The following is a 20,264-nucleotide window of genomic DNA, read 5'->3' on the forward strand; positions in this document are numbered from 1 at the left end:
ACGCCATCGGGTCAAGTCCCCCCATGTTTCCGATCCGCGATCACAACCCCTCTGAACGCACGCCCTTCGTGACCTATGGGCTGATCGCGGCAAATCTGATCGTCTTTCTGGTAATGCTGCCCCTTTATGGCAACGATGCGGATTCTGCTTGGGTGTTCCAGAACTATGGCCTGATCCCGCTGCGTTTGATGAGCGGAGACGGGTTTGAAACCATCCTGACCTCCATGTTCCTGCATGGCGGCTTCCTGCACTTCGCGGGCAACATGCTGTTTCTGTATATCTTCGGCGACAATCTGGAAGACGTGCTTGGCCATGTCAGGTTCGCCTTGTTCTATCTTGTCTCGGGGCTGGGGGCGGCCTTGCTTCAAGTGGCCGCAGATGTAACGAGTGTGGTTCCGATGGTGGGGGCATCGGGCGCAATCGCGGGTGTCATGGGCGGATATCTTCTGCTGTTTCCACGGGCGCGGGTCGATGTCCTGTTTATCTTCGTTGTGATCTTCAGGGTGTTTGCGTTCCCGGCGTGGCTGATGCTGCTTTTCTGGTTCGGGTTGCAGATCGTGAATGGCGCGTTGAACTGGTCGCAAATAGATGGCGGCGTTGCCTATTGGGCCCATGCCGGCGGGTTCATCGCCGGTTTCCTGTTCGTCTTGCCGATCTGGAAAAGACTGGGAGGCACGGCCTTCTGGGCCCGCACCGAAGGCCACCCCGACAAGCCTGCGGCAAAATACAAGTTGGTCAACAGCAACATTCCGGCGATTCGGCGGCGGAAATAGCCCATCCCCGGCAGGTGGGGCTTATCCCCCGCCGACTGTCATCACCGAAATATGCGTGCTGATCTTGTTTGCAAGACCGGGTACGCTGCCCGTCACCGTGAAGGCCGCAGCCATTCCCAACATGACGATAGATGCTGTCAGAACGACCCAATCGACCGTGACGGCACCGTCCTCGTCTGCGATCAGCCCTGAAATACGGGCGGCAATATTGTTCAACTGTTCCATAATGTCTGTTTTGCCAAACAATCAGGCAGCAATATGGCCCTGTCAGGGTATTTTGCGGCGCGGCCCGAAAATCAGTTGTCGCGCACAAGTCCCGCAAACTTTTCGAAAATCGCCTCGTTCGCCGCGATCACCTCGCCCTGTTCAAGAATGGATCCGTCCGGATCGATCGGGGCGACAAAGCCACCAGCCTCGCGCACGATGACCAGCCCGGCTGCCACGTCCCAGGCGTGCAGGCGGCGTTCCCAGAACCCGTCATATCGGCCCGCCGCCACATAGGCCAGATCCAGCGCCGCCGACCCGAAGCGGCGCACACCCGAACAGCTTGGCAGAATGCGCGCCAGATCTTGCAGCGTATCGGGCAGATCCGCCCGCCCCGCAAATGGCAACCCGGTCGCAAACAGGCTTTCGATCAGACGCGACCGACCTGAGACGCGCAGGCGGCTTTGGTTCAGCCACGCGCCTTCGCCCTTTTCGGCCGAGAACATCTCGTCCTTGGCGGCGTCATAGATCACGCCCGCAACGATTTCGCCCTTGTGTTCCAGCGCGATCGAGATGGCCCAGTGCGGAAGCCCATGCAAAAAGTTCGTGGTGCCGTCCAGTGGGTCGACAATCCAGCGGCGGGTGGGATCCTTGCCATCGACGGCGTCGCTTTCCTCAGCCAGCCAGCCATAATTGGGACGCGCTTCCATCAGAACATCGCGGATGATCTGCTCGGCCGCCGTGTCGGCTTTGGATACGAAATCGCCCGCGCCCTTCATCGACACTTGCAGGTTTTCAACCTCGCGGAAGTCTTTCACAAGGCTGCGGCCCGCCATCCGGGCGGCCTTGATCATCACGTTCAGATTTGCACTGCCTTCCATCGGGGCGCTCCTATCTTCTCAGACGGCGCGTATACGCCGCGATGCCTTGTTTGCCAAGCCCGTTTCCCGGTTTCATGCGCGTTGCAGCTTGACCGGCTCGGACCGGCACAACCGGATCATATGGGCGACATAGGGCACGATGGCATCTTCGTCGCGGGTGGCGGCAAACATGCGCTTTGCCAACCCCTTCTCCGTCAGGGGCCGCGTGACGTAATCGGGGTTCCCGTCCACCTTGCGCAACACCCAGTCCGGCATGACGGCCACCCCGCGCCCGGCGGCGACGAGCATCAGGATCACCTCGGTCATTTCGACTTGACGAACGGCGCGCGGTTCAACACGCGCAGGCGTCAGAAGCCCGGAAAACACATCCGTTTTCGACCGATCGACCGGATAGGTCAGCAACATCTCCTGTTCGAAATCCTCGGCTTCGATGAAGTCCTGTTGCGCCAGCCGGTGCCCTGCGGCGGCGACAAAACGGGGCTCATAGTCGAAGAGCGGCGAAAAGGTGATGCCCGGCAGAGCAATCGGGTCGGACGAAATCACGAAATCGACCTCTTCCCGCCGAAGTGCCTCGAGCGCGTCAAAGGCAAGCCGCTGGCGAATGTCCAGATCGACCTCGGGCCAGGCATGGCGCAGCTTGTCGAGCACGGGAAACAGCCAGTCAAAACAGGCGTGACATTCGATGGCGATGTGCAAGCGGCCCGACCGGCCGGACTTCAGCGCCCTGAATTCTTCTTCGACGCGGGATACTTCCGGCAGGATATGCTCGGCAAGGCGCAAGAGCTTCAATCCCGCCGGGCTCAGCCGCATCGGCTTGGTGCGGCGGTGAAACAGCTCCATCCCCACCTGGTCTTCAAGCCCCTTGATCTGATGGCTCAGCGCCGATTGGGTGATGTGCAGAATGTCCGCAGCGCGCGCCAGGCTGCCCGCCTGATGCACCGCGCGAATGGTGCGCAGATGACGAAATTCCAAATACATGCACGAAACTCATGATGAATGTGAGAATTATGAATTTGTCTCACAAATGAAATCCGGGCACAAGAGGGGCCACACGACCTTCCCACCGCCGAGGATGCCATGACCACGCCCAACATCTCGTTCGAGTTCTTTCCGCCGCAATCGCTGGACGCTTCCTTTCGCCTTTGGGAAACCGTGCGCGAACTGGCGCCGCTGGATCCCAGCTTCGTCTCGGTGACCTATGGCGCGGGCGGCACCACGCGCGAGCTGACCCACGACGCGGTCCAGACCATCCACAAGCATTACGACCTGAACGTCGCCGCACACCTGACCTGCGTGGACGCCACACGGGATGAAACCCTGGCCATTGCCAGAGAATATGCAAAAGCCGGTGTCACCGAGATCGTCGCCCTGCGGGGTGATCCGCCCAAGGGCAGCACCGGGTTTGTGCCGCATGTGGACGGCTTTTCTTCGTCGGTCGAACTGATCGAAGCCCTTGCAGATACGGGCGATTTTCATATCCGTGTGGGCGCCTATCCCGACCCGCACCCCGAAAGCGCCGATCTGGACGCCAATGTCGCCTGGCTGAAGCGCAAGGTGGATGCGGGTGCCAACTCGGCTATCACCCAGTTTTTCTTCGAAGATGACACTTTTTTCCGCTTCCGCGACAAATGCGAAAAAGCCGGGATCGACATCCCGATCATTCCCGGCATCCTGCCGATTGAGAACTGGACCGGCGTGCGCAAGTTCGCCGAACGTTGCGGGGCGCATATTCCAAGCTGGCTGGATGATGCCTTCGCCAAGGCCGCGCGTGACGGGCGCGAAGATCTGTTGTCCACCGCGCTGTGCACCGAGCTGTGTTCCGACCTGATCGACGGCGGGGTCCAGGACCTGCATTTCTATACGCTGAACAAGCCTGCCCTGACCCGCGATGTGGCGCGCGCCTTGGGGCTCACGCCCAGCGTGAAATTGCAGGACGTCGCATGACCACAGACAGTTCAGCCCGCAGGGTCACAGCCCGGCGCGCTGTACCGTCACCAGGTCGATCTGCCCATATCCGTTGAACCGCGTCACCGTGGCAAGGCTATAGGCGCCCATCCCGGAAAACAGAACGTAGTCGTCTTCGGCCAGATCTGCGGGCAAAGCCAGTGGATCAGGCAATTGGTCAATCGAATCGCAGGTCGGGCCAAACACGATGCGCTTCATCGGAGCGCCCTTGTGGGACGTGCCGTCTGCCCGAACCGTTGAGATCCGGTCCGGCACCCCGATGGACGGGGCTTCGGACAAAGCGCCATAGATCCCGTCATTCAGATACACCGCGCCATCTTCACGGATGGATTTCACCCGTGTGGCCAATGTGAACGCCTCGGCGACCATGGCGCGACCGGGTTCGCAAACCAGCGCGGGTGCCGCGTCACCAAACGCGTTTTGAACGGCGCGATGGATCGTGGCAAAGATTGCGTTCAGATCAGGGGCAACGCCGCGATTGGCGGCAAACCCGCCGCCCACATTCAGCCGCGCAAGCTTCACACCGGCCTCTTTCGAAACCTCCGCACAGGTCGCGACATAGGTCGACCATGCCGAGGGGCTGGCGCATTGCGTGCCCGGATGAAAGGTCATCGACGGGGTAAAGCCCGCCTCTTTTACCATGCGCAGCAGCGCCACTGCCTGCTCCACATCCGCGCCAAACTTGGTGCCGAAATGATAGGCAGCTCCTTCGACCGGCAGACGCAGGCGGACCGAGATTTCGATGCCCTTCGGGTCGACCTGCGCGCGCAGCTTCTCGAACTCGTGTGGCGCATCGACGGAGTAGGACCGGACGCCAAGCGCGACTGCCTCGGCGATCTCGTCGCGGGCACGCACCGGGTTGTTGTAATGCATCACCGCATCGGACGACACGGCGCGCAGAGCGTGCATTTCCGCCGGGCTGGCAACGTCGAAGGCGCTGATCCCGCAGGCCACAAGGTTTTCCAGCACGACGCGGGAATCATTGGCCTTTACCGCATAGGTGACCAGCCCGTCGAACCCGTCCACGAATTGCTGAACGGTGGCCTGCAATGTCGCGGGTGCAAAATACAGCACCGGGTGTTTCGGTGTTTCGGATTTCAGATGTGACAGGGCTGTCAGCCAGATCGAGGGTTGCCTGCTCATGTTCGCTCGCTTTGAAAAGGATCTGTTCGCGTGGTTCTTTTAGAATCTGAACAGACACCGTCGATTTCCAGTGGCAATTCGGGCGATATGTCGTGTATTTTCCGCCGAAACATCGAGGATACCGACCATATGGATGACAAAGACCGCGAATTGCTGGCCCAGCTTGAAGGAAATGCCCGCCTGCCCGTGGCCACATTGGCGCGGCGGCTGGGGCTGGCACGCTCCACCGTTCAGGCCAGAATCGAACGGTTGGAGGAAAAGGGCATCATCGCCGGATATGCTTTGCGCCTTGGCGATGCAGCGCGCGGCGACCGCATCCGCGCGACCGTTCTGATCGCGATCGAACCCCGTTCAACCCCCGCCGTGCTGGCCCGCCTGAAGACCCTGACGGCAGTCGAAACGGCGCATACCGCATCGGGCCGGTTCGACATGATCCTGCAGCTTGCGGCCAAGTCCACCGCCGAATTGGACCAAACGCTTGATGCCATTGGTGAAATCGACGGGGTGAAAAGCTCGGAAAGCCTGATCCACCTCTCGACGCGGATCAACCGCCTGGGTTAGAACGGGCATTGCTTACATTATTGAACGAGGGCGCCATGAGAATTGAAACCATCCCCACCGCGCCAATTGACGGGCAAGTGCCGGGCACATCGGGATTGCGCAAGACTGTTTCGGTCTTTTCGACGCCTGGCTATCTGGAAACCTATGCGCAATCGATTTTCAACGCCATTTCGCCACAGGGTGCCGTGCTGGTCATGGGGGGCGATGGCCGATATTTCAATCGCGCGGCGATGGCCACCATCCTGCGCATCGCCTCGGCCAACGGCGTGGCGCGTGTCATTGTCGGCCAGAACGGCCTTTTGTCAACGCCGGCGGCCAGTCATCTGATCCGCAAACGCGGGGCGAATGGTGGCCTGATCCTGTCGGCCAGCCACAATCCCGGCGGACCGAAGGGTGATTTCGGGTTGAAATACAACATCGCCAATGGCGGACCGGCACCGGAAGCGGTGACCGACGCCATCGTTGCCTGCGCCAGTCAGATCACACAATACTCCATGACCACCGAAGACGCGCCAGACTTGTCCGAATGCCGGGTAACCCAGTTGGGCGACATGGTGATCGAAGTGGTGGACCCGGTCGCGGACTATGTTGCGCTGATGGAGGATCTGTTCGATTTCGACGCCATACGCCGGATGATCGCGGACGGATTCACCCTGTGCTTCGATGCCATGCACGCGGTCACTGGCCCTTACGCGACTGAAATCCTCGAACGCCGTTTGGGTGCACCTGCCGGATCTGTGATCAACGCCATTCCAAGCGAAGACTTCGGTGGCGGGCACCCGGATCCCAACCCCGTCTGGGCCAAGCCGCTTTATGATCTGATGCTGGGGCCGGACGCCCCGGATTTCGGCGCAGCCTCGGATGGTGATGGGGATCGCAACATGATCCTGGGGCGCGGTATCTATGTGACGCCGTCAGACAGCCTTGCGCTGCTTGCGGCCAATGCGCATCTGGTGCCGGGCTATCGCAACGGCATCGCAGGGGTTGCGCGGTCAATGCCCACTTCGGCGGCGAGTGATCGGGTGGCGGCACGATTGGGTGTGGAAGCCTTTCAGACTCCGACCGGATGGAAGTTTTTCGGCAATCTGCTGGATGCGGGGCGGGTCACGCTGTGTGGCGAAGAAAGCGCCGGCACCGGGTCAAACCATGTACGTGAGAAAGACGGGCTCTGGGCCGTTCTGATGTGGTTGAACATTTTGGCAGTGCGCAAACGCTCGGTCGCGGAGCTGGTTCGCGACCACTGGGCGCAGTATGGGCGCGACTACTACTCGCGTCACGACTTTGAAGGGATCAGCACGGATGCCGCGACGCGCCTGATGGACCGTCTGATTGCAAACCTGCCCGCCCTGCCGGGACAACAGGCCGGCGGGTTGACCGTGACCGGTGCCGAAGATTTTAGCTATACCGACCCGGTTGACGGATCCGTCAGCACCGGACAGGGCGTCATTCTGAGTTTCGATGGCGAGGCGCGCGCAATGCTGCGCCTGTCCGGCACCGGCACCCAGGGCGCGACATTACGGGTTTATCTGGAACAATACGCCCCGCCGGGATCCGCACATGATCAGGACACCCATACAGCCTTGTCAAAGGTAATCCGGGCAACGCACGACCTTGCACAAATCGAGCACTTCACGGGCCGTCTCGCCCCGGATGTCATCACGTAGCGCGGAAACTTCCGTTTGGTGATAAGAGTTTGCTGCGGTCGGTTTCAATCTTTCAATGCAGGTCGTTATTGCCTCGTTGTTTATTTGCGACTACGAACGGGTTTATTGTCTGGAAACTTAATCATCCACGCTGCACCAGGGCGAATTTGTTAACATAAGCGAAACACCTCACGAGAAGGTCCGGTCGCGCAGAAGCATGACAAAAAATGCGGGTTGCGACTGACAGGGTCGATCCCATCGGATCATCGTGTGCATGATTGAAATTGCGAGGGGCGAATGAAACATTATTTCAAAGAGCAGTCAGATTATTCTTCTGCGTCGAAAACAACCGTGAACCTGCGCCGACTGATTGCCGCGTCAACCCTGGCACTCACTGCGCACCCGGTGCTGGCACAAACCACGGGACCAGCCCCAACCATCGAGAGCATTCCGACCTTTGACGACAGTGCTTTGGTCACCGGATCGGACGCGGTGGACATTTCAGGCGACGGATCGGTCGTCGTGGGCTATGCGTCGGATTCTGCCATCACGCCCCGTGCCTTCGCCTATTCCGGTGGCACGCTTGTCAACCTTGCCCCGGCAATGGGGGATGCCAGCTTTGCCCGCGGGGCGAGCGAGGACGGATCGGTCATCACGGGCGTGTATTTGACGGCCGGGACGCCGACCATGTTCTATTGGACGCAAGCCACCGGCGCCGTCGCTATCCCGATCAGCGCGGGCGTTTTGGGCGAAGCGAACGGTATCAGCGCCGATGGGACGCGCATTGTCGGCACCATCTTCGACAATGGCGCGGCGACGCCGGCACCGCCCGGACCAACCTCTCCGGCTCCCTATGACCGTGCCTTTGTCTGGACGCGCGCGACCAATACATTTGTCACTCTGCCCAGCCTGGTCGCGAATGGCGACACGTATGGTGCAGATATCAGTGACAATGGCACCATTGTTGTGGGTCGCGCCGAAACCGCAACCACAACCCACGCGTTCCGCGCGGTGGTCGGCGGGGCCATCACCGATCTGGGCACCATCGGTGGCGCCGCTGGTCAAAGCCGCGCCAACGGGGTCAGCGGTGACGGTCAGGTTGTGGTCGGCCAATCGGTTGCCCCCTCGGTCACGGGTCAGCGCGCCTTCCGGTGGAGTGCCGGCACGGGCATGGTTCAACTGGCGTCGACAGATGAGGCCAACGTCTTTTTTTCGCTGGCCAATGCAGCCAACCAAGATGGGTCTTATGTGGCGGGGGCGGTAAGCTATACAACAGCACCTGGCTCTTATCGCGCATTGAGGTGGGACGCCGATGGCGTCGCACTGGACCTTGGCGACCTGACCTCGGACAACAGCGGCACATCCTCTGCCAATGGGATCAGTGCGGACGGCTCTGTCGTGGTCGGTGTGGCGACAAATGACGCGGGCGATTCACGCGGTTTCATCTGGCGTGATGTCGAGAACCCCGACGATACGACGGGCACCCCCGGCGGCACGATGCTGGATCACATCAACACCCTGACGCAAGTGTCTGATAACGCGGCCCAACAGGCGGCAGGCGCGCATTATGTGGACAAGCTGGTCCAGTTCACGCTGGGCCAGTCGCTTGAGCTTCCAATCGAAGGCAGCGTGGGCCAACGCAGCAAAAGGGGTCTGGGGCACCCGTTTTCGATCAAGGTGAACGCAGGTGCGGCCAGCAATCGCGATGGTAACGACACCGCCCTTGCCGGCCTGATCGCCGCCACGGCGCTGACCGACAATCTGTCACTTGGCGGGTTCCTTGGGCTTGGGACGGACGACGACACGCTGACAGGCTTTGGCATTGACGGCACGTTCCGCAGCTTCGGGGTCTATCTGCAAGGTGGCCACCCGGCAACCGAGGGGTTGAACTGGAAACTCGCCGCCGCACAATCGGCTGCCGAGGTCGAGATCACGCGGTCAACCGCCCTGCCCAACACCGAACGCGGTCTGGGCCGCACGGATATGCGCGCACGCGCCGGATCGATCGAAGTTGGATACGGCATGCAGCGGGGCGCTGCATTGGTCACACCGTTCCTGCGCGTCTCTCGTTCATCGGTTGATCGCGACGGCTACACCGAAACAAATGCGGTCGCCTTCCCCGTGACCTATGACGATTACGAGGTCAGCGCCACCACCGCCACTTTGGGGGCAGATGTGCGTATCCCGGTCTCGGCGGCTGGCGTGGTGCGTCTGAAGGCCGGGGTGGAGTGGGATTTGTCGCGCTCGACCGACACCGTGTCTGGCACCAGTGCCATTCCGGGCATGACCAGCTTCGCCATCGCGGGTCCGGCATTGGAGCACGAAGAACGGCTGTTTGCCGAAGCCCGCTATACCCACGCGTTGGGCAACGGGCGCAGCTATGATCTGGGTCTTGGCGTGCACCAGACGCCCTATGCTGAAAAACCATCCGTCATGGCGACAATCGGCTATCAGATGGATTTCTGATCGTCGCAAACGACCTGCACTGAAACGCCCGGGCCAAGCTCCGGGCGTTGTCTTTTTTGCACGGGCTTTCCCTTTGCCGCCCACTTGGGTAAACGGTCTTGAACTCATACGACTTGGGACAGAACCATGGCCATGGACAAGACCTTCGACGCAAGCGCCGCCGAGCCGCGCATCTATCAAGACTGGGAAGACGCAGGCGCCTTCAAGGCGGGTGCAAATGCCAAACCGGGGGCGGACAGCTTCGCCATCATGATCCCGCCGCCCAACGTCACGGGCGCGCTGCATGTAGGCCATGCGTTCAACAACACGTTGCAGGATATTCTGATCCGCTGGCACCGGATGCGGGGTTTTGACACGCTGTGGCAGCCCGGTCAGGACCATGCAGGCATCGCCACCCAGTTGCAGGTCGAGAAAATGCTGGCGGAAACCCAGCAACCCGGTCGTCGTGAACTGGGGCGCGAGAAATTTCTTGAAAAGGTCTGGGAATGGAAGGGCGAATACGGCTCGACCATCATCAACCAGTTGAAACGCTTGGGCTCGACATGCGACTGGTCGCGCAATGCGTTTACCATGGCGGGGGCACCGGGCGATCCGCGCGTGGGGCACGAGAACTCGGCCGATTTCCACGACGCTGTGCTGAAAGTCTTTGTCGATATGTACGACAAGGGCCTGATCTATCGCGGCAAGCGGCTGGTCAACTGGGACCCGCATTTCGAAACCGCGATTTCCGATCTTGAGGTCGAGAATATCGAAACCCCGGGTCATATGTGGCATTTCAAATACCCGCTGGCAGGTGGCGCGACCTATACTTACGTCGAGAAGGACGAGGACGGGAACATCACGCTGAGCGAGGAGCGTGACTATATTTCGATCGCCACCACCCGGCCCGAAACCATGCTGGGCGACGGCGCTGTCGCCGTGCACCCGGATGATGCGCGCTATGCGCCCATCGTGGGCAAGCTGTGCGAAATTCCGGTCGGGCCGAAAGAGCATCGCCGCCTGATCCCGATCATCACCGACGAATATCCCGACCCGAACTTTGGGTCGGGCGCGGTGAAGATCACCGGCGCGCATGACTTCAACGACTATCAGGTCGCCAAACGTGGCAACATCCCGATGTATTCGCTGATGGATACACGCGGGCACATGCGAACCGATGGCCTGCCCTATGCGGATGAGGCCGCCACGGCCCAACGCATTGCGAATGGCGAAGAAGGGTTTGACGAGGCCAAGATCGCCGCAATGAACCTTGTCCCGGATGATCTGCGCGGGCTGGACCGGTTCGAGGCGCGTAAGCGCGTGGTCGACCAGATCACCGCCGAGGGGCTGGCCGTGATGATCACCCAGACCGTCGAGGTCGATGGCGAGGAAATCACCGGCACCGTGCCCTTTGTTGAATCAAAGCCGATCATGCAGCCCTTCGGGGATCGCTCCAAGGTCGTGATCGAACCGATGCTGACCGACCAGTGGTTCGTGGACGCCGAGAAAATCGCCGGCCCTGCGCTGGACGCGGTGCGGGGTGGCGACGTCAAGATCATGCCGGAGTCAGGTGAGAAGGTCTTTTTCCACTGGCTGGAGAATATCGAGCCATGGTGTATCTCGCGCCAGCTTTGGTGGGGGCATCAGGTGCCGGTTTGGTATGGGCTTGACCTGTCCGGGGAAGGGTTCAAGGACGATGAAGGCAACAATGCGCTTGATCTGGTCGAAATGGGCCGTCTTCTGTTGCAACAGGACATGCTGCCCGGTCACGAACACAGCCATTGCGCCCATGATTTTGACGCGGTTGTTCCGAAATTCGACGAGGTGCTTGTCACCCTGCCCGCGCCGCTGAGCCACGCCCGTGTGGTCGAGGTGGCGGACCGCGCCGCCGCCATCCACATGCTGGCCGAAAGCCTGGCTGCTTATGAAAGCACGCAAGACCCGACCAAACTGGTCTATCCCGTCTGGCGTGACCCCGACGTGCTCGACACTTGGTTCTCCTCCGGTCTGTGGCCCTTCGGCACGCTGGGCTGGCCGCAGAACACCGACGAACTTGAACGCTTCTTCCCTGGTGACGTTCTGATCACCGGGCAGGACATCCTGTTCTTCTGGGTCGCGCGAATGATGATGATGAGCCAAGCCGTGACGGGTAAAAACCCGTTCCACACGGTCTACCTGCACGGTCTTGTCCGCGACGAGAAGGGCAAGAAAATGTCCAAGACCACGGGCAATGTGATCGACCCGCTGGAAATCATCGACGAGTACGGCGCGGATGCGCTCAGGTTTACCAATGCTTCGATGGCCTCGATCGGCGGTGTGTTGAAGCTGTCGCGCGACCGGATCGCGGGATACCGCAATTTTGGCACCAAGCTGTGGAACGCGGCGCGGTTTGCCGAGATGAACGACTGCAAGCCCGTCGCTGGTTTTGATCCCAAAAGCCCGGCCCAGACGGTGAACCGCTGGATTATCTCGGAAACTGCGAAAATGCGGAGTGAAGTGGACGAGGCCCTGACCGCCTATCGCTTCAATGACGCCGCCAACGGGCTTTACGCCTTTGTCTGGGGCAAGGTGTGCGATTGGTATGTGGAATTCTCGAAACCGCTTCTGAACGCGGATGACGAGGCGGTGCTGACTGAGACCCGCGCCACGATGGCATGGGTGATTGACCAGTGTCTGATTCTGCTGCACCCGATCATGCCCTTTATCACTGAAGAGCTGTGGGGCCAGATCGCGGACCGTGACACGATGCTGATCCACGCAGACTGGCCGACCTATGGCGACAAGTTGGTGGACGAGGCTGCGGTGCGCGAAATGAACTGGGTCATCTCGCTCATTGAGAACATCCGCTCGGCCCGGGCACAGATGCATGTGCCTGCTGGTCTGAAAGTGCCATTGATCCTGCAAGAACTGGATGCGGCGGGGCGCACGGCCTGGGCGAACAACGAGGTGATGATCAAACGCATGGCGCGGATCGACAGCATGACCGAGATGGCCGAACTGCCCAAGGGCTGCATCACCATCGCGGTGGCCGGTGGCATCTTCGCCTTGCCGTTGGCCGACATTATCGACGTCGAGGAAGAGATTGCGCGGCTTGAGAAGTCTCTGGGCAAGCTGGGCAAGGAAATCGGCGGGCTGCGGGGTCGGTTGAAGAACCCGAAATTCGCCGAGAACGCACCGCCCGAGGTTGTCGAGGAAGCACAGGAGAACCTGGCGGCGCGCGAAGAGGAAGAAGCGACGTTGAATGCTGCTCTGGCGCGACTTCGCGAGATTTGAACAGGTGACACGCGCGGCAGGGTGGCTCACGGTGTGAGCCAGAGGGGCCTTGCCCCTCTGCGCTGCGCGCATTCACCCCAGGATATTTCCGGCCAGAAGAAACGGGGTGGTGCGGGACATGTCGGTCGTGGCTCCTTGCGACTTGCCGACGGGCCGCGGCCCTGATCTAACATCTGCATGACCAAGACATATGCCCGCCTGACCCCGCTTGCCGACAGCCTGCCCGCCACGGTTCCGTTTGTTGGACCCGAAACACAGGAGCGCGCCCGTGGTCGGGCATTTGCCGCGCGTTTGGGGGCGAATGAGAACGGGTTCGGCCCCTCGCCCATGGCGCTGTCCGCAATGGCAGAGGCCGCGCGCGATGTGTGGATGTATGGCGACCCGGAGAATTTCGATCTGCGGATGGCATTGGCCGCCCATCACGGCATAGCGCCCGAGAATATCATGGTTGGTGAGGGGATTGACGGGTTGTTGGGCTATCTGGTCCGGCTGCTGGTTGGGTCGGGGGATGTGGTCGTAACGTCGAAGGGGTCGTATCCGACATTCAACTATCACGTCACTGGGTTTGGCGGGCGGATTGAGACCGTGCCATACAACGCCGATCACGAAGACCCGGTGGCGTTGATTGAGACGGCACGCGAGGTCGGGGCGAAATTGGTGTATATCGCCAATCCCGACAACCCGATGGGGACGTGGCACGCGGCTGGCACCATGCAGCGGATGATCGAGGCGGTGCCGGAGGGGTGTCTGTTGGTTCTGGATGAAGCCTATGTCGAGTTTGCCCCTGAGGGAACGGCGCCGGATCTGTCACCGAACGACCCACGGGTGGTCCGTATGCGCACATTTTCCAAGGCTTATGGCATGGCCGGGGCGCGGGTCGGATATGCGATCGGTGCGCGCGAACTGATCACCGCTTTCCACAAGATCCGCAACCATTTCGGCATATTTCGGATCAGCCAGGCGGGCGCGTTGGCGGCGTTGCATGATCAAGACCATCTGCGGCAGACGCTGGACCGGGTCGGGGCTGCGCGGCGGCGAATTGAGAGCATTGCCCAACAGAACGGCGTGCACCCCTTGCCGTCCGCCACGAATTTCGTCGCCGTCGATTGCGGAGCGGACGGTGACTTTGCCCGCGCCGTATTGCAGGCGTTGGTGCAGCAGGATGTGTTTGTGCGGATGCCCTTTTCGGTGCCGCAGGACCGCTGTATCCGTGTTTCGGCTGGGCGGGCAGAAGACTTGGACCTGTTCGCAGCCGCCCTGCCCCGCGCGCTTGAAAGGGCGCGTTCAGGCCTCTGAGATCACCTGAGTCGCAGCGGCAAGCGCATCTTTGCCATGCGGGATGTTCAGGGCAGTCAACCCGGCCTGGATCGAAGACAGCGCCCCCATCACCATCGGTGCATTCACATGCCCCATATGTCCCAGCCGGAAGAACCCGTCGGCGTTTGGGTCCTCTGCCGTTTGCATACCCAAACCGATCCCCAAGGTGACACCGGTCTTGTCCTCGGTCCAGCGTCTGAGCGCGGTGCCATGCGGGGCGCCGATCCGCACGGAGGTAACGGCATGGGAACGATGCGTGGGATCCTTGACGTTCAACGTCATGGGACCATCCGCCGCCCAACGATCAAAAGCCGCCCAGATGGCCCGCGCAAGATGGGCATGGCGCGCCCAGACTGCTTCGATCCCGCCCTCTTCCGCGATCATGTTCAGGGCTTCGCGTAGCCCGTAAAGATGATGCGTGGGCGCGGTGCCGCCAAAATACTGATAGAGCAGGTCGGGATTGGCCCGGTCCATCCAGTCCCAGTATTGGCTGACACGCGGCATTTCTGACCGCGCTTTGGCCGCCTTGTCATTGAAAAACACGAAGGACACGCCCGGCGGCACCATCAGCCCCTTTTGCGACGCCGCGACTGCTATATCGGCACCCCAGTCGTCCATCCGAAACGGGTCGCAGCCCATAGATGCGATGCAATCGACCATCAGCAGCGCGGGGTGCCCGACCGCATCCATCGCGGCACGCACGGCGGCCACATCATTCCTGATCGAGGTGGACGTATCCACATGCGTCAGCATAACGGCGCGAAGGCGATGGTTGGTGTCCGCCCGCAACACGTCTTCGACCCGGTTCGGATCAACGGGTGCACGCATGCCGAAATCCTCGATCTGAACCTCGATCCCCAGTGCCTCGGCCATTTCGGTCCAGCCATGCCCGAACCGCCCGGTGCAGAGGGACAGAACAGCGTCACCCGGCGACAGGACGTTGGACAGGGCCGCCTCCCACGCGCCGTGGCCGTTGGCGATGTAGATTGCAACATTGTGGCGGGTGCGTGCGATGGCTTTGAGGTCACCGATCAGTGCCGGCATCATCTGAACCAGTTCACCTTCATAGATGTTCGGGCCAGGCCGGTGCATGGCGCACAGCACGCGATCAGGCATCACCGATGGCCCGGGAATGGCAAGATAGGGGCGGCCATTGGAAAGTGTCATGGGCGGGCTCGTCTGGCAGTGGGTTTTCCAATCGGTACTGCGCGCCTTGTTGGCCGTCAACAGACCCGTGCCCCGCCGCGCTTGTCTGCACCTTCGTGACACGATAAACCCCGTAGGATCGCCTGCATCCCTGCCGGCACACAAACCGGAGACGTCATGTTTTCCACGCTTTATGCCCGGATCAAGGAATGGGAGCGCAGCTGGAAAAGCTCGTTCGGCACCGACATCTCGACGCCCGAGGGACGCCGGGCGGCACGGCGGCACAACAATCTGGTCGACCATGCCTTTGTGCGGCGCGTCCTGCCCAACCGCTATCAACTCTCCGATGAGGCATGGCGGTCCAACCAACCCGACCCGGTGCATTTTCCCGTCTTGCAAAAGATCGGGATCAAAAGCGTGATCAACCTGCGGGGGCCGGACAGGTTTTCCTATTACCTGTTCGAAAAAGAAGCCTGCGCGGATTACGGAATGACCCTTCATGATTACGAGCTGTTCGCCCGCGTGCTGGGCAGCCCACAGGATTATCTGGACCTGCTGGACCTGCTGGAACGCGCCGAAAAGCCGATGTTGATCCACTGCAAATCCGGGGCAGACCGCACGGGGATTGTGGCGGCCTTGTATCTTTTGGACCAGAAGGGCGCCGACATCGACGCGGCGCAGGCGCAACTGTCGTTGAAATACGCCCATCAACGCTGGTCAAAGGCGGGGATTCTGGATCATCTTCTGGACAGCTATGCCGCCCATTGCGACACCGATCCGATCCCGGTACGCGATTGGCTGGCGCATCACTATGACCCCGAGGCCGTGACGGCCTCGTTCCACGCCAAGCGGAGCAAAGGATGAGCGAGACCCCGCACCCTGACATGATCCGCTGGATGTGGCGCAGCTATATGCGCGCCTATCGCTGGCCGCTGATCGCCGCGGTGTTCCTGATGCTGCTCGAGGGGCTTGCACTGGGGGGCTTGAGCTACATGATCAAGCCGATGTTCGACGTGGCGTTTTCGTCTGGCAGCACATCGTCTATCGTGGGGGTTGCCCTGGTCGTGGCCGGGATCTTCATCACCCGCGCCATCGCGGCCTTCGGGCATCGGGTTCTGATGGTGCATGTGGGCCAGCGGGTTGCCGCAAAACTGCAATCGGACATGGTTGCGCACATGCTGACGCTGGACAGCAATTTCTTTCGCGACAACTCGCCCGGCACATTGATCGAGCGGGTGCGCGGCGACGCGCAGGCCATTGCCACGATTTGGGAGGTCGTCTTGGCCGCCGTCGCGCGCGATGTGGTGTCACTTCTGGCGCTGCTGGGCGTGGCCCTGTCGATCGACTGGCTGTGGGTCGTGGTCGCGGTGGCGGCTGCGCCCATTCTGACCATTCCCATGGGTATCTTGCAAAAACGGGTGCGCCGCACGACAACCGACAGCCGGTCGTCTGCCGCCCAGATCTCAACCCGGCTGGACGAGATCTTTCACGGCATCAACTCGATCAAGCTGTCGGGTACCGAACGCCATGAACAAGGCCGTGTCGACCGCGAGATCGACGCCTTCGCGCGCACCCATCTGCAAAGCCAGGCCAACCAGGGCGGCATCGTTGCGATGGTCGATATCATCGCCGCTGTCGGCTTCTTCGGCGTGCTGGTTTACGGCGGCATGCAGATCAATTCGGGCGCCAAGACGGTCGGTGAATTCATGAGCTTTTTCACCGCCATGGCGTTGGTTTTCGATCCTCTCAGGAACCTCGGCAAGGTCTCGGGCGCTTGGCAGGCGGCGTTGGCCAGTCTTGCCCGGATCCGGGGGGTGTTTGACGAACGTCCGTCTATCCTGTCACCGGCGACCCCTGCCACCCTGCCGATACCTGCGCGAAAGGCAAGGATCGAGTTGAAGGACGTGCGTTTTTCCTATGGCGACACGCCGGTCTTGCGCGGGGCGAGCTTCACTGCTGAAGCGGGTAAAACGACAGCCTTGGTGGGGGCGTCGGGCGCGGGTAAAAGCACGGTGTTCAACCTGCTGACACGATTGGCGGACGCAAAGGCCGGCAAGGTGATGGTGGGCGGCATGGATGTCACGCGGCTGCCTCTGGATCAGTTGCGCGCCTTGTTCTCGGTCGTCAGCCAAGAGGCGCTGTTGTTTGATGAAACCCTGCGTGACAACATCCTGATGGGGCGCACGGATGTGGACGAGAAAACGCTGAAACACGCGCTGGACGTGGCCCATGTCTCGGATTTTCTGCCACAGATGGAGCACGGGCTGGACACTCAGGCCGGGCCGCGCGGATCGAACCTGTCGGGTGGACAACGGCAGCGGGTTGCGATCGCCCGTGCGGTGCTGCGCAATGCGCCGTTCCTGCTGCTGGACGAGGCGACTTCGGCCCTTGATGCGAAGTCTGAAAAACTGGTGCAGAAGGCGTTGGACGAGCTGTCAAAAGATCGCACGACCCTGGTCATTGCCCACCGTCTGGCGACCGTGCGCGAGGCAGACAAGATCGTGGTGATGGATCAGGGCCAGGTGGTCGATCAGGGCACCCATGACGAGCTTCTGGCGCGTGGCGGCATCTATGCCCAGCTTTACAAGCTGCAGTTTCAGGATGAAGGCACCCCGGCTCAGGCACCAGCGCGAGGGAAACGCCGCAAGCGGCGTATGCCGCAGATCGAACAAACCGAACCATCACGCTGGTCCGTGCGCAACCTGTTCCGCGGGCTGGTGGGAAACAGCCGCGACTGACCCTTTCGCTTTGCGCAACCGCGCCTATATTGAGGCCGCGACAGGAGAGCAACATGACAACAGACACATCCCGCAGCGTGCTGCGCCTGACTGGCCGCGACCGGCAGGATTTCCTTCAGGGCCTTGTCACGAATGATGTGAAAAAACTAGCCGATGGGCTGGTTTACACGGCGTTGTTGACACCGCAAGGCAAGTATCTGGCCGACTTCTTTCTGGTGCCGGATGAAGATGCAATCCTGCTGGATGTCGCGGCACCTCTGGCCGCGTCACTGGCGCAACGCCTGTCGATGTATAAGCTGCGGGCGGATGTGCAGATCACACCCACCGACATCACGCCCGCCTGCGGGCTTGGCGACACGCCGGATGGTGCTTTTGCCGACCCTCGGCACGCGGCGTTGGGCTGGCGGGCATATGACGGGCGCGCCGGTCAGGATGGCATCGACTGGGACGCCATTCGGGTCGCCCATTGCATCCCTGAAACCGGGATCGAGCTGACCCCGGACAGCTATCCGCTGGAAGTGGGGCTGGACCGTCTGAACGGCGTGGATTTCCGCAAGGGGTGCTATGTCGGGCAAGAGGTCACGGCCCGCATGAAACACAAGACGGAACTGAAAAAAGGTCTGGCACGGGTCAGGATTACGGGCGCAGCCCCGGTTGGCACCGCGATCACCTCAGGCGGCAAGCCGGTTGGCACCTTGTTCACCCAATCTGGCGACCATGCCATTGCGTATCTGCGGTTTGATCGTGCTGGCACAGAGATGACGGCCGGGGACGCCGCTGTATCCTGGCCGGAGTAACGCCCGTCAGGCTCGTCGCCATTTGCCCGACGCCAGACCGTCCAGCGTCCAGGCCCCAACCGCACAGCGGATCAGGCGCAGCGTCGGGTGCCCTACAGCAGCGGTCATCCGGCGCACCTGCCGGTTTCGGCCTTCGCGAATGGTCAGTTCGATCCAGCAATCGGGCACGGATTTGCGAAACCGCACCGGCGGGTCACGCAGCCACAACCCCGGCGGGGTGTCGATGCGCCGGGCCTTGGCGGGGCGGGTCAACCCGTCTTTCAGCGTCACACCATCACGCAATGCCTGCAACGCGGCTTCGTCCGGGATGCCTTCGACCTGCACCCAATAGGTCTTTGGCAGTTTGTGGCGCGGGTTGGCAATCTGCCCTTGCAGCTTGCCATCATCCGTCAGCACCAACAGCCCCTCGCTGTCCCGATCCAGCCGACCGGCCGGATAGACGTCGGGCAGGTCGATGTAATCGGACAAGGTTTGACGCGGCGACCCCTGGGTGCCCTTGTCGGTGAATTGTGACAGCACGTTGAAGGGTTTGTTGAACAGGATTGTGGTCATTCCGGCCCCCTCAATGCAAAAGGGCAGAGCAACCGCCCTGCCCCGATTTGTGCTGTCCGTCCCACATCAGGCGCGTTCGGCATATTCCATGGTTTCGGTATTGACGACGATCGCCTCGCCCTGTCCGACGAAAGGCGGCACGGAAATGCGCACGCCGTTGTCCAGAAGAGCCGGCTTGAAGCTGTTGGCGGCAGTCTGACCTTTGACGACCGGTTCGGTCTCTTCAATGGTGCAAGTCACTTTCTGTGGCAGGGTCGCGTTCAGGGCTTCGCTTTCGTAAAACTCCACCACGATTGTCATGCCATCTTGCAGAAAGGGACGACGCTCCCCCAAAAGATCGGCGGGCAACTGGATCTGCTCATAGGTTTCGGTGTCCATGAAGATCAGCATGCCGTCATCTTCATACAGAAACTGCTGGTCCTTCTGTTCCAGCCGCACACGCTCGACCTTGTCCGCCGACCGGAAGCGTTCATTCAGCTTGGATCCGTTACGCAGGTTGCGCAGTTCTACCTGAGCAAATGCACCGCCTTTACCGGGTTTGACATGATCGACTTTCACCGCAGCCCACAGGCCACCATTGTGTTCAAGCACGTTGCCTGGCCGGATTTCGTTACCGTTGATTTTGGGCATGTTTTAAACCTTCGCAAAAGGTTGAACTCTGTTGGCCTGCACCTATATCTTGACGGTCTGGTTCTGGCAAGGCGACGAATTTCGCATGTCTGGAGCCTAAGACATGCAATAAATGCATAGCAGACATGTGGCTGCGGGGATACCGAATCGCGCAGAAAACGCCATATTGTCTGCTATTCCGACAAGCGCAAGAGCA

At 60.9% G+C, this 20,264-nt stretch carries 17 protein-coding genes; 10 read left to right on the plus strand and 7 right to left on the minus strand.

From position 1 onward, the window contains the following. Nucleotides 1–23 precede the first annotated feature (23 nt). Nucleotides 24–773 (plus strand): rhomboid family intramembrane serine protease, encoded by a 750-nt coding sequence (locus MUY21_RS01380; protein ID WP_248408624.1) that lies wholly within the window; start codon nt 24–26, stop codon nt 771–773. A 21-nt stretch (nt 774–794) separates the two neighbouring features. Here the strand turns inward: MUY21_RS01380 and MUY21_RS01385 are convergent, their stop codons facing one another. From MUY21_RS01385 to MUY21_RS01395, 3 genes are all read right to left on the minus strand, one after another. Further along, on the minus strand, nt 795–998 hold the full coding sequence (locus tag MUY21_RS01385) for a hypothetical protein (RefSeq protein WP_248408625.1): 204 nt from the start codon (nt 996–998) through the stop codon (nt 795–797). 71 nt (nt 999–1,069) lie between these two features. Next, a complete protein-coding gene (locus tag MUY21_RS01390) occupies nt 1,070–1,858 on the minus strand; it encodes an inositol monophosphatase family protein (RefSeq protein WP_248408626.1) in 789 nt (262 codons plus the stop codon). A 72-nt stretch (nt 1,859–1,930) separates the two neighbouring features. Then, complete coding sequence (locus MUY21_RS01395) at nt 1,931–2,836, minus strand: LysR family transcriptional regulator (protein WP_248408627.1); 906 nt, start codon at nt 2,834–2,836, stop codon at nt 1,931–1,933. 99 nt (nt 2,837–2,935) lie between these two features. Between MUY21_RS01395 and metF the strand changes: the two genes are divergently transcribed. Continuing rightward, complete coding sequence (gene metF, locus MUY21_RS01400; protein ID WP_248408628.1) at nt 2,936–3,802, plus strand: methylenetetrahydrofolate reductase [NAD(P)H]; 867 nt, start codon at nt 2,936–2,938, stop codon at nt 3,800–3,802. Nucleotides 3,803–3,826: 24 nt separating this feature from the next. Here the strand turns inward: metF and MUY21_RS01405 are convergent, their stop codons facing one another. Continuing rightward, on the minus strand, nt 3,827–4,966 hold the full coding sequence (locus MUY21_RS01405) for a type III PLP-dependent enzyme (RefSeq protein WP_248408629.1): 1,140 nt from the start codon (nt 4,964–4,966) through the stop codon (nt 3,827–3,829). Nucleotides 4,967–5,095: 129 nt separating this feature from the next. Between MUY21_RS01405 and MUY21_RS01410 the strand changes: the two genes are divergently transcribed. The 5 genes from MUY21_RS01410 to MUY21_RS01430 all read left to right on the plus strand — a co-directional run bounded on the left by MUY21_RS01410 (nt 5,096) and on the right by MUY21_RS01430 (nt 14,184). Beyond that, entirely contained in the window at nt 5,096–5,527 is a 432-nt protein-coding gene (locus MUY21_RS01410; RefSeq protein WP_191284993.1) for an Lrp/AsnC family transcriptional regulator, read from the plus strand. Between the two features lie 35 nt (nt 5,528–5,562). After that, complete coding sequence (locus tag MUY21_RS01415) at nt 5,563–7,191, plus strand: alpha-D-glucose phosphate-specific phosphoglucomutase (RefSeq protein WP_248408630.1); 1,629 nt, start codon at nt 5,563–5,565, stop codon at nt 7,189–7,191. A 276-nt stretch (nt 7,192–7,467) separates the two neighbouring features. Beyond that, nucleotides 7,468–9,636, plus strand: coding sequence for an autotransporter domain-containing protein (locus MUY21_RS01420; RefSeq protein WP_248408631.1), 2,169 nt, complete (start codon nt 7,468–7,470; stop codon nt 9,634–9,636). Between the two features lie 126 nt (nt 9,637–9,762). Continuing rightward, on the plus strand, nt 9,763–12,888 hold the full coding sequence (locus MUY21_RS01425; RefSeq protein WP_248408632.1) for a valine--tRNA ligase: 3,126 nt from the start codon (nt 9,763–9,765) through the stop codon (nt 12,886–12,888). Nucleotides 12,889–13,065: 177 nt separating this feature from the next. Next, entirely contained in the window at nt 13,066–14,184 is a 1,119-nt protein-coding gene (locus MUY21_RS01430; protein ID WP_248408633.1) for a pyridoxal phosphate-dependent aminotransferase, read from the plus strand. Here MUY21_RS01430 and MUY21_RS01435 read toward each other — a convergent pair. Beyond that, nucleotides 14,173–15,372: an aminotransferase class V-fold PLP-dependent enzyme gene (locus tag MUY21_RS01435; protein ID WP_248408634.1), complete on the minus strand. Its 1,200-nt coding sequence runs from the start codon at nt 15,370–15,372 to the stop codon at nt 14,173–14,175. The two genes, MUY21_RS01430 and MUY21_RS01435, sit on opposite strands and share 12 nt — an antisense overlap. A gap of 156 nt (nt 15,373–15,528) precedes the next feature. On the opposite strand from MUY21_RS01435, the gene MUY21_RS01440 reads away from it, so the two are divergent. From MUY21_RS01440 to MUY21_RS01450, 3 genes are read left to right on the plus strand one after another with little or no spacing between them, the layout of a single operon-like run. Next, complete coding sequence (locus MUY21_RS01440) at nt 15,529–16,215, plus strand: tyrosine-protein phosphatase (protein ID WP_248408635.1); 687 nt, start codon at nt 15,529–15,531, stop codon at nt 16,213–16,215. Then, a complete protein-coding gene (locus MUY21_RS01445; RefSeq protein ID WP_248408636.1) occupies nt 16,212–18,089 on the plus strand; it encodes an ABC transporter ATP-binding protein in 1,878 nt (625 codons plus the stop codon). The genes MUY21_RS01440 and MUY21_RS01445 overlap by 4 nt, the downstream gene beginning before the upstream one ends. A gap of 53 nt (nt 18,090–18,142) precedes the next feature. Then, complete coding sequence (locus tag MUY21_RS01450; RefSeq protein WP_248408637.1) at nt 18,143–18,886, plus strand: folate-binding protein; 744 nt, start codon at nt 18,143–18,145, stop codon at nt 18,884–18,886. 6 nt (nt 18,887–18,892) lie between these two features. On the opposite strand, the gene MUY21_RS01455 is transcribed toward MUY21_RS01450, so the two are convergent. Together MUY21_RS01455 and efp are read right to left on the minus strand one after the other, a co-directional pair. Then, nucleotides 18,893–19,438 carry a pseudouridine synthase gene (locus MUY21_RS01455; RefSeq protein WP_248408638.1) on the minus strand — a complete coding sequence of 182 codons (546 nt, stop codon included), beginning with the start codon at nt 19,436–19,438 and terminating at the stop codon, nt 18,893–18,895. 66 nt (nt 19,439–19,504) lie between these two features. Then, nucleotides 19,505–20,068: an elongation factor P gene (gene efp / locus MUY21_RS01460; RefSeq protein ID WP_248408639.1), complete on the minus strand. Its 564-nt coding sequence runs from the start codon at nt 20,066–20,068 to the stop codon at nt 19,505–19,507. Nucleotides 20,069–20,264 lie beyond the last annotated feature (196 nt).

This window comes from Aliiroseovarius sp. S2029 (assembly GCF_023195575.1).
GTDB classification, from domain to species: Bacteria; Pseudomonadota; Alphaproteobacteria; order Rhodobacterales; family Rhodobacteraceae; genus Aliiroseovarius; species Aliiroseovarius zhejiangensis.